The 13341-nt window shown below is 30.4% G+C and carries 14 protein-coding genes; 6 read left to right on the top strand and 8 right to left on the bottom strand.

From position 1 onward, the window contains the following. Nucleotides 1-92 precede the first annotated feature (92 nt). From legC to pseI, 3 genes are read right to left on the bottom strand one after another with little or no spacing between them, the layout of a single operon-like run. A complete protein-coding gene (legC, locus tag FBE96_RS06475) occupies nt 93-1247 on the bottom strand; it encodes an aminotransferase LegC (protein ID WP_002858192.1) in 1155 nt (384 codons plus the stop codon). Continuing rightward, on the bottom strand, nt 1240-2211 hold the full coding sequence (gene legB, locus FBE96_RS06470) for a 4,6-dehydratase LegB (protein ID WP_002832449.1): 972 nt from the start codon (nt 2209-2211) through the stop codon (nt 1240-1242). The genes legC and legB overlap by 8 nt, the downstream gene beginning before the upstream one ends. Continuing rightward, on the bottom strand, nt 2208-3239 hold the full coding sequence (gene pseI / locus FBE96_RS06465; protein WP_002906945.1) for a pseudaminic acid synthase: 1032 nt from the start codon (nt 3237-3239) through the stop codon (nt 2208-2210). Before pseI ends, legB begins: the two co-directional genes overlap by 4 nt. 255 nt (nt 3240-3494) lie before the next feature. Here pseI and pseA point away from each other — a divergent pair, with 255 nt between their 5' ends. The 3 genes from pseA to wbuZ are packed head-to-tail and all read left to right on the top strand — an operon-like array spanning nt 3495 to nt 5980. After that, nucleotides 3495-4631 (top strand): pseudaminic acid biosynthesis protein PseA, encoded by a 1137-nt coding sequence (gene pseA, locus FBE96_RS06460; RefSeq protein WP_002784894.1) that lies wholly within the window; start codon nt 3495-3497, stop codon nt 4629-4631. Beyond that, nucleotides 4628-5233 (top strand): imidazole glycerol phosphate synthase subunit HisH, encoded by a 606-nt coding sequence (gene hisH, locus FBE96_RS06455; RefSeq protein WP_002864311.1) that lies wholly within the window; start codon nt 4628-4630, stop codon nt 5231-5233. Before pseA ends, hisH begins: the two co-directional genes overlap by 4 nt. After that, a complete protein-coding gene (gene wbuZ / locus FBE96_RS06450; RefSeq protein WP_002786691.1) occupies nt 5234-5980 on the top strand; it encodes a glycosyl amidation-associated protein WbuZ in 747 nt (248 codons plus the stop codon). It begins immediately after the preceding gene. On the opposite strand, the gene pseH is transcribed toward wbuZ, so the two are convergent. From pseH to pseF, 3 genes are read right to left on the bottom strand one after another with little or no spacing between them, the layout of a single operon-like run. Next, nucleotides 5945-6418: a UDP-4-amino-4,6-dideoxy-N-acetyl-beta-L-altrosamine N-acetyltransferase gene (pseH, locus tag FBE96_RS06445; RefSeq protein WP_002781802.1), complete on the bottom strand. Its 474-nt coding sequence runs from the start codon at nt 6416-6418 to the stop codon at nt 5945-5947. The two genes, wbuZ and pseH, sit on opposite strands and share 36 nt — an antisense overlap. Further along, nucleotides 6415-7239, bottom strand: coding sequence for a UDP-2,4-diacetamido-2,4,6-trideoxy-beta-L-altropyranose hydrolase (gene pseG, locus FBE96_RS06440; RefSeq protein WP_002790573.1), 825 nt, complete (start codon nt 7237-7239; stop codon nt 6415-6417). Before pseG ends, pseH begins: the two co-directional genes overlap by 4 nt. After that, nucleotides 7223-7921 (bottom strand): pseudaminic acid cytidylyltransferase, encoded by a 699-nt coding sequence (pseF, locus tag FBE96_RS06435; protein ID WP_002777693.1) that lies wholly within the window; start codon nt 7919-7921, stop codon nt 7223-7225. The genes pseG and pseF overlap by 17 nt, the downstream gene beginning before the upstream one ends. A gap of 78 nt (nt 7922-7999) precedes the next feature. Here pseF and FBE96_RS06430 point away from each other — a divergent pair, with 78 nt between their 5' ends. The 3 genes from FBE96_RS06430 to FBE96_RS06420 are packed head-to-tail and all read left to right on the top strand — an operon-like array spanning nt 8000 to nt 11533. Beyond that, complete coding sequence (locus FBE96_RS06430) at nt 8000-9214, top strand: DUF2920 family protein (RefSeq protein ID WP_052796588.1); 1215 nt, start codon at nt 8000-8002, stop codon at nt 9212-9214. Between the two features lie 12 nt (nt 9215-9226). Then, the gene (locus FBE96_RS06425) at nt 9227-10441 is read left to right on the top strand and encodes a DUF2920 family protein (RefSeq protein WP_165433629.1); all 1215 of its coding nucleotides are present in this window, start codon (nt 9227-9229) and stop codon (nt 10439-10441) included. Between the two features lie 21 nt (nt 10442-10462). Then, nucleotides 10463-11533 (top strand): hypothetical protein, encoded by a 1071-nt coding sequence (locus FBE96_RS06420; RefSeq protein ID WP_002826465.1) that lies wholly within the window; start codon nt 10463-10465, stop codon nt 11531-11533. Here the strand turns inward: FBE96_RS06420 and FBE96_RS06415 are convergent. Continuing rightward, the gene (locus tag FBE96_RS06415; RefSeq protein WP_002777686.1) at nt 11530-11757 is read right to left on the bottom strand and encodes an acyl carrier protein; all 228 of its coding nucleotides are present in this window, start codon (nt 11755-11757) and stop codon (nt 11530-11532) included. The genes FBE96_RS06420 and FBE96_RS06415 overlap by 4 nt on opposite strands. 39 nt (nt 11758-11796) lie before the next feature. Continuing rightward, nucleotides 11797-13305 carry an AMP-binding protein gene (locus FBE96_RS06410; protein WP_052796728.1) on the bottom strand — a complete coding sequence of 503 codons (1509 nt, stop codon included), beginning with the start codon at nt 13303-13305 and terminating at the stop codon, nt 11797-11799. Nucleotides 13306-13341 lie beyond the last annotated feature (36 nt).

Genomic DNA, 13341 nt, shown 5'->3' with positions numbered 1-13341 from the left:
AAGAAGTAAAAAATCAAATCCCCCCCCCCCGCTATTCTCATATTTTTTCTTATTAAATTTTTTTAATGCTTTGAATTAAATTTTGCAACGCATCATTCCTTTTTATTTGCTATTCTAACGCTACTAGGTAAATTAATCAAGCGTTTTTCTAATTTTTTAGTGTTTATAAGCTCATTGCTTTGACAGTTTTGAAAAGCTTTTAAACTCGGTAAGCTTTTCCATACAGGACGGACGAAAATATTATTTTTCAAGCATTCTTCTAAAAAGATATTTCTTAAATTTTCATCTTTAAAAAGCAAGGTATTGAGCCAAAAATTGCTTTTTTCATTGCTTTTTTCATCGATAAATTTACATTTATCGTGATTTTTAAAAAAATCCTTGTAAATTTTAGCAAGTTCTCTTTTGTTTTCTAAAAAAAGTTCTAAATTTTCAAGTCCTGCAAGCAAGATTGCTGCGTTTATATTGCAAAGACGGTAATTATAAGCTATCCTATCATGATCGTATTCGTAAGGATGGGGGATTTTAGCTGTGGTGCTAAGGTGTCTTGCAAGTTTGGCTAAATTTTCATCATCGCTTAATATCGCCCCACCGCATCCACCTGTGATGATTTTATTACCATTAAAGCTTAAAATTCCACACTTTCCAAAAGTGCCTAAGGCCTTGTTTTCATAGGTGCTTCCTAAGGCTTCTGCAGCATCTTCAATTAAAAGGATGTGGTATTTTTCACAAAGCTCTTTGATGGCTTTTATATGAGCGCTTAAACCAAAGGTGTGCATAATAACACAAGCTTTGATGGGTTTGTGTGTGGTTTTGTTATAGCTAAGATTATCTTTTTGATAAGTTTGATTTTCTAAAAAATGCTCTAAAGCCTTAGGACTTAAACTTAGAGTGTTTTCATCTATATCTAAAAAAACGGGTTTTGCACCTGTATAAGCGATAGCATTGGCCGTAGCGACAAAGCTTATGCTTTGAGTGATGACTTCGCAGTTTTCATCGATACCATTAGCTAATAAAGCGATATGAAGGGCTGCTGTACCTGTATTTGTAGCGATGACAAAGCGTGCTTTGGTTTTTTCTTTTAAAGCTTCTTCAAAACGCGTTACAAATTCTCCTACGCTTGAAACAAAACCGCTATCGATACATTCTAAGAGATATTTTTTCTCATTGCCTATAAAGCAAGGCTCATGTAGGGCGATATTTTCTTTATTAAAAAGACTTTTTATAAAAGAAATTTCTTTTTCAAACATTATAAAGCTCACTTTTATAATTTTCTAAATTTTCTTTAAAATACTCTATGCTTTGTCTTAAACCTTCTTCTAGACTTATTTTGCTTTGCCAATTTGTAGCTTTTTTAAGCTTGTTTGCATCGCAACAAAGTCTAAAAACTTCGCTATTTTTAGGACGCAATCTTTGCTCATCTTGGATGATTTTTACCTTAGAATCTAAAATTTTTTGTATGAGATTAAGTACTTCTTGCATGGAGTATTCCACTCCTGAGCCTATATTATAAACTTCTCCAAAATGTTTTAAATTTAAAAGAGAGATAAAACCCTCGCAAGTATCTAGCACAAAATTTAAATCCCTTTTAGGGCTTAAATCTCCTAGTTTGATTTCCTTTGCTCCGCTTAAAATTTGTGTGATGATGGTAGGTATGATAGCCCTTGCGCTTTGTCTTGGTCCATAGGTGTTAAAAGGGCGTGCAATATTGACATTTAAATTAAAAGAATTATAATAACTCAGCGCCATCATATCTGCAGCGATTTTGCTTGCAGAATAAGGGCTTTGAGGTTGTAAAGGGTGTTTTTCATCGATGGGCACATAAAAGGCCGTGCCATAAACTTCGCTTGTTGAGGTGTGGATAAAATGCGAAATTTCGTTTTTTTTAGCTGCTTCGAGCATATTTAAAGTGCCATTGACATTGGTATCCACATAGCTTTGTGGGGCTGTGTAGGAGTAGGGGATGGCGATTAAGGCGCCAAGATGAAAGATCGCATCTATATTTTTGGTGATTTTTTCGCAAAAAAAACTATCTCTTAAATCCCCACTTACAACTTCCATGTCTTTTAAAAAAGGACTTTTTTCTAAATGTCCCCAAAAATTAAAAGAATTATACTGGCTTAAAGCTCTGACTTTAAAACCTTTTTTGATCAAACTTTCACAAAGATGAGAGCCTATAAAACCATCAGCACCTGTAACTAAAATATTTTTCATGTAAAATCTCCTTGTTTTAAAGCATCACCAAATTCTATATCTTTAGTAGCTTTTTTTCCTAAAAGTTCTTGATAAAATTTAGGATGTAGTCCAAAAGAAGGACGCACGGATTTTACATTTTCTTCGCTGAACATTTCACCTTTTTTGATATCCTTACTTGCATATAAGCTTCTTGCAAAAACACGGTTTTTAAGCGCCTTTTCATCTAGATCTAACTTACCATCGCCTAAAGCACTTTCAGCTTGTCTTACTGCATCTACCATAGCTTTAAATTCATCAAAATCAAGACTAAATTTACTGTCTTCACTTTCTATGCTTTTATCTAACATAAAATGCTTTTCTATCACTCTAGCTCCAAGTGCTACTGCCATAACAGGGGCTAAAAAACCAAAGCTATGATCACTTAGCCCCACTTCAACATTAAATTTTTCTTTTAAACTTGCTATGCCTTTTAAATTCATATCTTCTATGGCAGTAGGATAAGCCGAAGTGCATTTTAAAAAGATTAAATCAGGATTTTTTTCTTCTTTAAAAATTTCACAGATTTTAAAAAGTTCTTCTTCTGTAGCAATGCCCGTTGAAACGATAGTAGGTTTTTTTTCTTTGGCGATTAAACGCACGAAATTTTCATCATTAGCTTCAAAAGAAGCGATTTTATAGGCTATAGGATCAAAGCGTTTTAGAAATTCTAAATCTTCTTTGGCAAAAGGACTTGAAAAACAAAGTATGCCTTCATTTTGTGCGGTTTCAAAGATTTGAGAATGCCATTCATAAGGGGTTTTTGCACTTTGATAAAGCTCATAAAGTTTTCTTTTATCCCAAAGCCCACCCTTAATAATAAAATCTTCTTTGTTGCTATTTAGAGTCATGCTATCTGGAGTGTAAGTTTGAATTTTTATCGCATCAGCACCTGCTTCTTTGGCAGCTTTTATACTTTGAAGTGCCATCTCAAGACTTCCTGCGTGATTTGCACTAAGTTCTGCTATGATAAAAACCTTTTTATCGGTGTTAAAATTTCCTATTTGCATACTTTTCTTTCTTTGGTAAATTTCCTGACTAAAATGATATATAATTATATTATATATTTCTTCAATTTATATATTTATATTATATAAATATTACAACTTTGTTATGATTTTGCTTGGTTTCATTCAAAAAATGCCATATGGATTTAAATTATAGAATTCATTCATTTTTTAATTTTTATATAATATAAATATATAAAATCATAAAATAAAATTTAATTATAACGATATATATTTAAGACTAATTAAAGGAAATTTATGAAATTTTGTAAAAAATGTGTGATGCCAGATACTAAGCCTGATTTACATTTTGATGAAGAAGGTGTTTGTGATGCTTGTCGTTCTCAAGAAGCTAAAAATCAAAATATTAATTGGCAAGAAAGAGAAAAAGAATTTTTTGAGCTTATAAAAAAATACAAAAAACATCCTGTTTATGATTGTGTTATCGGAGTAAGTGGCGGAAAAGATTCTACTTTTCAAGTGGTTAAAATGCTTGAACTTGGACTTAATCCTTTGTGTGTGTGTTTTGAGCCTAGCGTACCTACGAAAATAGGGCGCAAAAATTTAGACAATTTAAATCATCTTGGCGTGGATTTGATCCATATCAAGCGTGATCCAAAAGTTTATCAAAAACTTGCCCGTGAAGCTTTTATAAGAACAGGGGATAATGAGTGGCAAAACCATTTGGGAATTTTTACTTCTGTTCCACGCATAGCGGTAAATTTTGGAGTGCCTTTGATCATCTGGGGAGAAAGTCCGCAGATAGAGTATGGCGGTCCTGCGAGTAGTAAAAATAAAAATATTTTAGGCAGAGAGTGGCTTGAAGAATTTGGCGGGCTTTTAGGAAATCGTGCTTCTGATATGCTTGGGGTAAATGGTATCACTGAAAAAGATTTGTTTTTATATACTTATCCAAGTGATGAAGAACTTCAAAGAGTAGGGGTTACTGGGCTATTTTTAGGGTATTATTTTAAATGGGATTATAAAAAAATTCTTGAAATTTCTAAAAAATATGGTTTTTTAACTCTAGATCATCCTGTTGAGACTACTTATGAAAATTTTGAAAATTTAGATTGTTATTCTAATCATGTGCATGATTATTTAAAATACTGCAAATACGGCTTTGGTAGAGCAACGGATAATGCTTGTTTGGATATTCGTTTAGGTTATATCAGCCGTGAAGAAGGGGTGCGTTTGGTACAAAAATACGATGGCAAGCCCCCTAAAAAGGCTATTAAAAAATACCTTGAATTCAGTGGTTTTAGCGAGGAAGAATTTCAAAAAATAGTAGATTCTTTTACCAATAAAAAAATTTTTAAACGTGATGAAAATGGTAAATTTATAAGAGATTATGATGGTTCTTTGGTAAGAAAAGACGAGTGTGTTTTAAAATGATAGCGCTCATTGATTACAAGGCGGGAAATTTAAACTCTGTTGCTAAGGCTTTTGAAAAAATAGGAGCTATAAATTTCATAGCTAAAAATCCAAAAGATTTGCAAAAAGCAGATAAATTGCTTTTACCTGGAGTGGGATCTTTTAAAGAAGCGATGAAAAATTTAAAAGAATTTGGTTTTATAGAAGCTTTAAAAGAGCAAGTTTTAGTACAAAAAAAACCTATTTTAGGCATTTGTTTGGGAATGCAGCTTTTTTTAGAAAGGGGCTATGAAGGTGGAGTTTGCGAAGGACTTGGTTTTATAGAAGGTGAAGTAGTCAAATTTGAAGAGGATTTAAATTTAAAAATCCCACATATGGGTTGGAATGAGCTTGAAATTTTAAAACAAGTTCCTTTGTATCAAGGCATAGATAATAAGAGTGATTTTTATTTTGTGCATTCTTTTTATGTGAAATGCAAAGATGAGTTTGTAAGTGCTAAAGCACAATACGGACATAAATTTGTTGCATCTTTACAAAAAGATCATATTTTTGCTACACAATTTCACCCCGAAAAAAGTCAAAATTTAGGCTTAAAACTTTTAGAAAATTTTATAAGGCTTTAAATGTTAAAAACTAGAATTATCCCTTGTGTTTTGTTAAAAAACGGACAACTTGTTAAAAGTATAGAATTTAAAGATTTTCGCACTATAGGGCATTTAACTTCAACAATGAGAATTTATAATGCACGCAATGTTGATGAGCTTATTATCTTAGATATAGATGCTTCAAAAAGTGGAGAAATAGATTTTGAAAGTATAGAAGATCTTGCTAAAGAATGTTTTATGCCTTTAACTATAGGTGGCGGGATAAAAACCCTTGAAGATATACAAAAGATTTTAAATTTAGGTGCGGATAAAATTTCTATCAATTCTAAGGCCTTAGAAGATATGGATTTTATAAGTAAAGCGGCTAATCGTTTTGGTTCTCAATGTATAGTTTGTTCTATAGATGTTAAAAGAAAAGGAGGGCAATTTTGTGTTTATGACAGGGGAAATTTACTTGAAAAAAGTCCTTTAGAACTTGCTTTAGAATATGAAAAAAAAGGAGCTGGAGAGCTTCTTTTAACTTCTGTGGATTTTGAAGGAAGGGCAAAGGGTTATGATTTAGAACTTTTAAAGATCTTTCAAAATAAACTTAAAATTCCTCTTATTATCAATGGAGGACTTAGCAATCCAAGTGATGGAGTTGAGGCTTTAAATTTAGGTGCTGATGCTTTAGCGGGTGCTTATATTTTTCATTTTTCTAAGTATACCCCTAAAGATGTAAAAGAAGAATTAGCTAGGCAAGGCTTTGCAGTCAGATTGCTTTAGGCAAATATGGTAAAAATCTTTATCTTCATCATAAATAGTAAAATGATTTTGTTGATATAATTTTAAAGCTTTGCGATTGTCTTTGAAAACATAAGCTTTAAGAGTATTTACTTTTAAGTTTTCAAAAGCGTATTTTATAATTTCATTCATTAAAATTTGTCCTACGCCTTTTAAATTAGGTTTTGCGTAAAGTCCAAATTCGCAAGATTTAGTTGTGATATTGACAAAATCAATTACGCCGATAATCTGTTCATCTTGAAAAACTAAAAAATATTTTTTGCTAGAATCTTGATGTAATTTTTTTAAAAATCTTAAATGTTCTTCAAAATCAATATATTTTGTTTTCATAAATTGATTGATATCGGGGTGATTGCGCCATTTAAAAATCAGCTCTATTTCTTGAGAATTAAGTTCTGTGAAATTTTTAAGTTTTATCAATACTTATACTCCACTTCATACCCTTTTTTAGCAAGCCAAGTTGCTGTAGATTCTTGATTTTTAACATAACAAATAGCTTTGAAATTTGCCTTTAAAAGCAAGGCTTCATTGACTAAAGAACTTGCACTAATGATGAGTTTATTGCTTTCATTCATCAATTTTGCAATATTTTCATGATCGATAAATAATCTAATATTGTTATGTAATTTTGCAAATTTTTGCAATTTTTTAAGATTAGGATTAGAAGAGCTGGTTGCAATGCTGATGATTTTTGTTTTAGGTAATTCGCTAGCAATTTGTAAAGAAAGGTTTTTTATATCAGTTCCACCCATGCAAATGAAAAAATCATATTTTTTTTCTCTATTTTCTTTGGCCTCTTGATAAAATTCTTCCCTGATTAAAGCATAAGAAAAACCACATCTTACTTCGCATTTAAAAGGCACTAAACCTTCATAATCACTTGCTTTTGCATAGGCATTGACATTGAGTAAAATATCACAATGATGAGGCTTTATTTCATCATCAAAGCTTAGAATTTTCACCCCTGTTTCAAGCTTGATCAGTTTTTCATCATCTACGCTGATGCCATAGTGATCAATGATAAGAAGTTCAAATTTTTCTTCTTTGATGAGATTGATAAGTTCGTAAATGCTTTCACTATCAAGCTCATAAACAGGATAAGGAATTTCATCGATCAAAGAGCCTTCTAAAGGCAAACAAGCAAAACTTACATCGCTATATTGTTTAGCTAAGACTAGATCACGTTTAATGTGTCCAAAGCCTATTTGACTGGAGCTATCGCTTCTAAAAAGCACTTTCATGATTTACCTTATAAAGTATTTTTGCAAATTCCAAATCTTGTATGGTGTCTATATCGCAAACTAAATTTCTTGGCAATACAAACACGCTAGAATGAGGTTTAAATATAAAATCTTCCTCAAGCCAAGCTTTGCTTGTACCAAAATAAAAAGCTCCTGCATCATGATAAGCTTTTGTTAGATCTTGTGAACGACTTTTATAATGTTTTTCATCAAACATATAAACTTGATTGTTTTCATTTAGATAAAATGCCCTTTGTATAGGATACTCAAACTCAGTAGCAGCAAATAAAAACTTGCTTTGATTTTGTATAAATTTTTCATAGGCTTGTTTTAAAATGTCTTTATTTAACAAAGGAGCAGTAGCATAAAGGCAGCAGACATGATCATAAATTTGATTTTGGCTTTGTAAAATTTCTATGGCATTTTGCACTACAGCAGTGCTTGAAGCATAATCATCGCTTAAATTTTTATCACGCACAAAAGGAGCTTTTGCACCGTATTTTAAGGCTACTTCTATGATTTCTTCATCATCGCTTGAAAGCACCACTTCATCAAAAATACCTGAATTTAAAGCATTTTCTATGCTATAAGAGATTAAAGGTTTACCTAGAAAATCAATGATATTTTTTCTAGGAATTCTTTTTGATCCACCACGAGCAGGGATTATGCAAAGATTTTTCATAGTTAAGCCTTGTTTTTGTGTTTTATTTTACTAAAATTTAAGTATAATTGTCTTTAAAATACAATAAAAGGCTTAAAATTGCTTATAAACCAAACCTTTGAAATTGATTCTTGTGATGATGTAGAATTAAATATAAAAAGAACTAGCAAACTTGAATACCGCATTAGCTATGATGATGAAAAAGATATCAAAGCCATAGTTTTTGTCATAGGAGGTTATGGAGCTAATGCAAATATTTCTTTTTTAGATTTTGATAGGGAATATATTGCTAAAAATTTTGATGTTGTAGTGGTACATGTTTTTTATCATTGTTTTTGTGCAAGAATATCAAATAATAAAAAGTATAGTGCTTCTATTAGCTTCATGGAGGAGGATTTGTTAAGTCTATCTAAGATTTTGTTAGATTTTGGCATTAATCCACAGAATCTTGATTGTAAAAATTCTACCAAGTATTATGAATTGCTTATTCAGCATATTATTACTTTAAAATCACAAGGAAAATTAGCGCAAAATTATCAAGCGAAATTTACTTCAACTTTTATCCCACCTAATGGAGATTATCAAAACTATGGCATTATGGCAGCTATTGATCATATCAATGCTTTAAAAGATTTAGTTAAACGCTTTCCAAAACTTGCAGATTTACCAAAAATTTATGGGGGGGGGTCTTATGGAGGATACTTAGCCTTGCTCATAGCAAAGATAGCTCCTTGGTATGTGGATGGCGTGATTGATAATTCAGGAACTGTTTTGCCATTATTGGAATGTATAATAGGAAAAGATTTAAGTAGACCCGAATTTTTTTTTAGTGATTTAAATAAATTGGTAGGCATGTTTATTAAAACGTACTGGACTAGAGAAGATGAAAGATTATCTTATTTTTTTACTAATGAAAATTATATGATTCGTTCTTTGTTAAATTCTTCCCATTTAACTATACAAGCTAGTGTCAATAAAAATATTATTTTAGTATCTTATCATAGTTTAAAAGATCCATTTAATACAGCAAAAGATAAACAAACTCTTTTTTTAGCGTATAAAGAGCTAGGATATGACGCCACTTTACATTTAATAAAAGACGAAAGTGAGATTGATGGAAGATTTATAAAAGATTTAAATCATGGTATGAGGATTACTGATAAAGCCTTATTTAGAAAAGAACTTCCTTTAATGCTTGAAAAACTACAAGGAAGAAAATCTTTCATGCAAGAAAATTCCATCTCTTATCCTTGTGGAAATAAAGTGTTTACTTTTAAAGATGTAGAAAATCAGTTAAAATTGATTATTAATTAAAAAGGAAAATATATGCTTATAAACCAAACCTTTGAAATTGATTCTTGTGATGATGTAGAATTAAATATAAAAAGAACTAGCAAACTTGAATACCGCATTAGCTATGATGATGAAAAAGATATCAAAGCCATAGTTTTTATAGTGGGTGGTTTTGGAGCTAATGCAAATATTTCTTTTTTAGATTTTGATAGGGAATATATTGCTAAAAATTTTGATGTTGTAGTGGTACATGTTTTTTATCATTGTTTTTGTGCAAGACAAAGTATTGATCAAAAGTATAATCCAAAGCTTATTCCCAATCAAGATGATTTAGAGCGTGTAAATGGCATTTTAAAAAATATTAATTTAGGACATTTATCGGTTAATAAAGATAATTTTGAACAAATTATTCCTCTTATAGAGCAAAAAGTTAATAAAATGAAACAAGCAGGTTTGGTTGATGAAAGCCAAAAAATAGAACTTTCTTGTGATTTTATCCCACCTAATGGAGATTATCAAAACTATGGCATTATGGCAGCTATTGATCATATCAATGCTTTAAAAGATTTAGTTAAACGCTTTCCAAAACTTGCAGATTTACCAAAAATTTATGGGGGGGGGTCTTATGGAGGATACTTAGCCTTGCTCATAGCAAAAATAGCTCCTTGGTATGTGGATGGTGTGATTGATAATTCAGGTGTTTGCTTGCCATTTTTGGCGTGCATTTTAGGAAGAGAAATGAATCAAGGGGAATTTTATTTCGAAGGAAGTGGTTATAGACTTTATTGTTTTGTATATAAATACTGGAATAGAAATATGAATTCTTCTTATTATTTTGGTGATGAAAATTATTTAATCAGAGCAGTTTTAAATTCAAACCATCTTCAAATTCAATCAAATTTAAATAAAAATACCATTTTTGTAAGCTATCATAGTATACAAGATATGGGTGCGCCAGTGCAAAATAAAATAGAACTTTATAAGTGTTATCAGGAATTAGGATATGATGCAACTTTACATTTAATAAAGGATGAAAATGATATAGATGGTAGATTTGTAAAAAGTTTAGAGCATGGACTTAGAATGACTGATAGGGCTTTATTTAGAAAAGAACTTCCTTTAATGCTTGAAAAACTACAAGGAAGAAAATCTTTTATGCAAGAAAATTCTATCTCTTATCCTTGTGGGAATAAAGTATTTGTGTTTAAGGATTTAGAAGATAAATTTGAGTTAGAGATGATAAATTAAAATAAAGATAAAGGATATAAAATGACAGCATATTTACATATAGGAACTACTAATACAGGAAATCAAGAAAAACAAGGCTTCTTGATGCAAAACGAAGAAAAGCTTTTGCAAAAAGCTTATATTTACCCAAAAAGTCTTAGAGTGGCAAATAGGCATTGGGCTTTGGTGGATATGGTTTTAGAATTGGTTCAAAAAGAAGATATTTTAAAAAAAGAGAGTGTTTTAAGTCATATCACAAATGAAAGACTTCTTAGAGCTATAGAAAATTTTAAAAGTGAAAGTGCTTTACATAAAGATAAAAAATTTATTTTTTCAGCTGAGGGTATAGTTTGGGATTTTTCTACCAAAAAACATGTAGAAATTTTAGAAAAGATTATGAGAGAGTTAGGTTTTACTCAAATTTATATTATTGTGTATTTTAGAGATACTTTGGGTTATTTAAACTCACATTGTTCTCAAGATCATAAAAACAATATGGGGTATTATTCTGCTGATTTTGCTCCGCAAGATCATCCTAGAAAATATATTTTTGACTATGAATGGATTTGCAAAACTCATGCTGAGGTATTTGGAGAAGAAAATTTGATAGTAAGACTTCTAAGGGAGGATTATGTAGGAGGGACTTTACTTAAGGATTTTGTTTATCATTTAGGACTTGAATGGGATGAGAGTTTTGTTTTAAAACAAACCAAAAATGAAAGTTTTAATCTTTTAGGAATGGAGCTTATGTCAAGATTAAATCAAAAAGATTTAAAGCAGGATAATCTTAATTCTTTGCTTTTTATGGCAAGAAGAAAATTTGAAGGCAGCAAAGAAAAAAGATTAAAATTTGCAGTGCAAAAAGATATTGCTAAAGCTTATGTGGATTATTTTGCTTCTTCACTTGAATGGGTAAAAAACAAATATTTCCCGCATAAAAATTCTCTTTTTACTCCTGTAAATTGGGAAGAATACGAACAAAACTATACTTTAACTCATACACTAAGCAAAGACTGGGATGATGTGGCGGATTTTATAGCACAAATTATTGTTTCTAAAAATGAAATCATCAGTTCTTTAAAAGAACAGCTTGAACTTGCAAGGAAAGATTAGTCTTTCATTGCAGTTTCAAGCATTTTTTTGATATTTTCAAAGCTTTCAAAATTTTCAGGTGTGATAAATTCTGCTTTTAAGGGTTTTTTATAAAATTTTTCTATTTCGGCAACCAAAGCCATGATATCGATACTATCGATAAAATCTTCACTTACTAGATTTTCCATACTCTCATTGATATCTGTTCTTTCTATATTGATAAAAAATTGTTTGATTTCTTGCATTTTTTCTCCTTTAGTTTTTTGAAATTATAAAATATTTATTTAAACAAGTTCTTTTAAAACCTTTCTATCAATTTTACCATTTTGATTAAGCTTAAATTTGTCGAGTTTAATAAAATTTTTTGGGATCATATAAGAAGGTAATTTATCTTTCAAAAAAGCTTTAAAATTAATTTCTTCTTCACTTTCATAAAAACAAATAATATCTTCTTTAAAAATACAAGCACTGTTTTTAATATTCACATGAGAATTTATCACGCTTTCTATTTCTCCAAGTTCTATTCTATGTCCCATATATTTTATCTGATTATCTGCTCTTCCGTAGCATAAAAGCTCTCCAAATTCATTATAAGAAACGATATCTCCTGTTTTATAGAGTAAATCTAAATAATTATCATGTAAAGGATTTTGAGTAAAAACTTGTTTGGTTTTTTCTTTGTCATTATAATACCCTAAAGACAAAGAAGTTCCACGCACGAAAAGCTCCCCTTTAACACCTATTTGTTTAGGACTTATGAAATTCATATTTTCATCAAAAACTAAAAGTTCTGTGTTTTTGCACGCTTTTCCTATCGGTAAAAGTTCTTCATCTTTAAAAGTGCGATTGATGATATAAAAAGAACATACATCAGTGATTTCTGTTGGGCCATAAAGGTTGGCAAATAAGGCATTGGGTAAGTGTTTACGCCAAATATTGAGCTGTTTATTGGGCATGATTTCACCACAAAAAAGTATCTTTTTTAAGGCGTTTAAACTAAAATTATTCAAAGCTTCAGTATTTGCAAAATAAATCAGCACCGAAGGTACCCAAAATATAGTGCTTACTTTTTCTTTTTCAAGGCATTCTAAAATTTTATTTGGAAAGGCAAAAAGATGATTAGGTAAAAGGTGTAAAGTCGCTCCTGATTTTACACTTGAAAAAATATCTAAAATGCTATTGTCAAAATAAAATGGCGCTTGATTGGCTAAAATTTCATTCTCATCAAATTTAAAAGTCTCACACACCCAAAAAGTATAATCAATCACACTCTTATGAGCTATGCTTACTCCTTTAGGAATGCCTGTGCTCCCACTTGTAAAGAAAACATAGAGTAAATTAGTATCTATGTGTTTTTCTTTAGCATTTTTTAGCAAACTCTCATCTATATTAAAACTTTCAAAGTCTTGTGTATAAAGCGTAGGTAAATCTAAGTTAAAATTTAAGTCCTTTGAAGTGATAAAAAGTTTAGGCTTTAAAACTTCTATGACTTTTTCTACTCTTTCTTTAGGACTTTTTTCATCTAAAAGTGTATAAAAATTTCCACTGAGTGCCACTCCAAAAAATGAAATCAAACAATCAATCCCTTTAGGCAAGATGATTAAAACAGGAGCTTGAGTAGGATTATCATTTCCTAAAGTTTTTAAAATTTCACTGGCTAGTTTTTTAGAAAAGAGATCAAAGTCTTTGTAAGTGATTTCCTTTCTTTCTTTGACAAAGGGTTCTACAAAAGCAGTTTTTTCGCTAAATTTGATTAAACTTTTTTCTAAAAAATCATAGATATGAGTTGTCATGATTTACCTTTTTAATTTTTTGTAATATAATATCGA

This window comes from Campylobacter sp. CFSAN093241 (assembly GCF_012889595.1).
GTDB classification, from domain to species: domain Bacteria; phylum Campylobacterota; class Campylobacteria; order Campylobacterales; family Campylobacteraceae; genus Campylobacter_D; species Campylobacter_D jejuni.
This window is presented reverse-complemented; position numbering and strand designations above follow the sequence as displayed.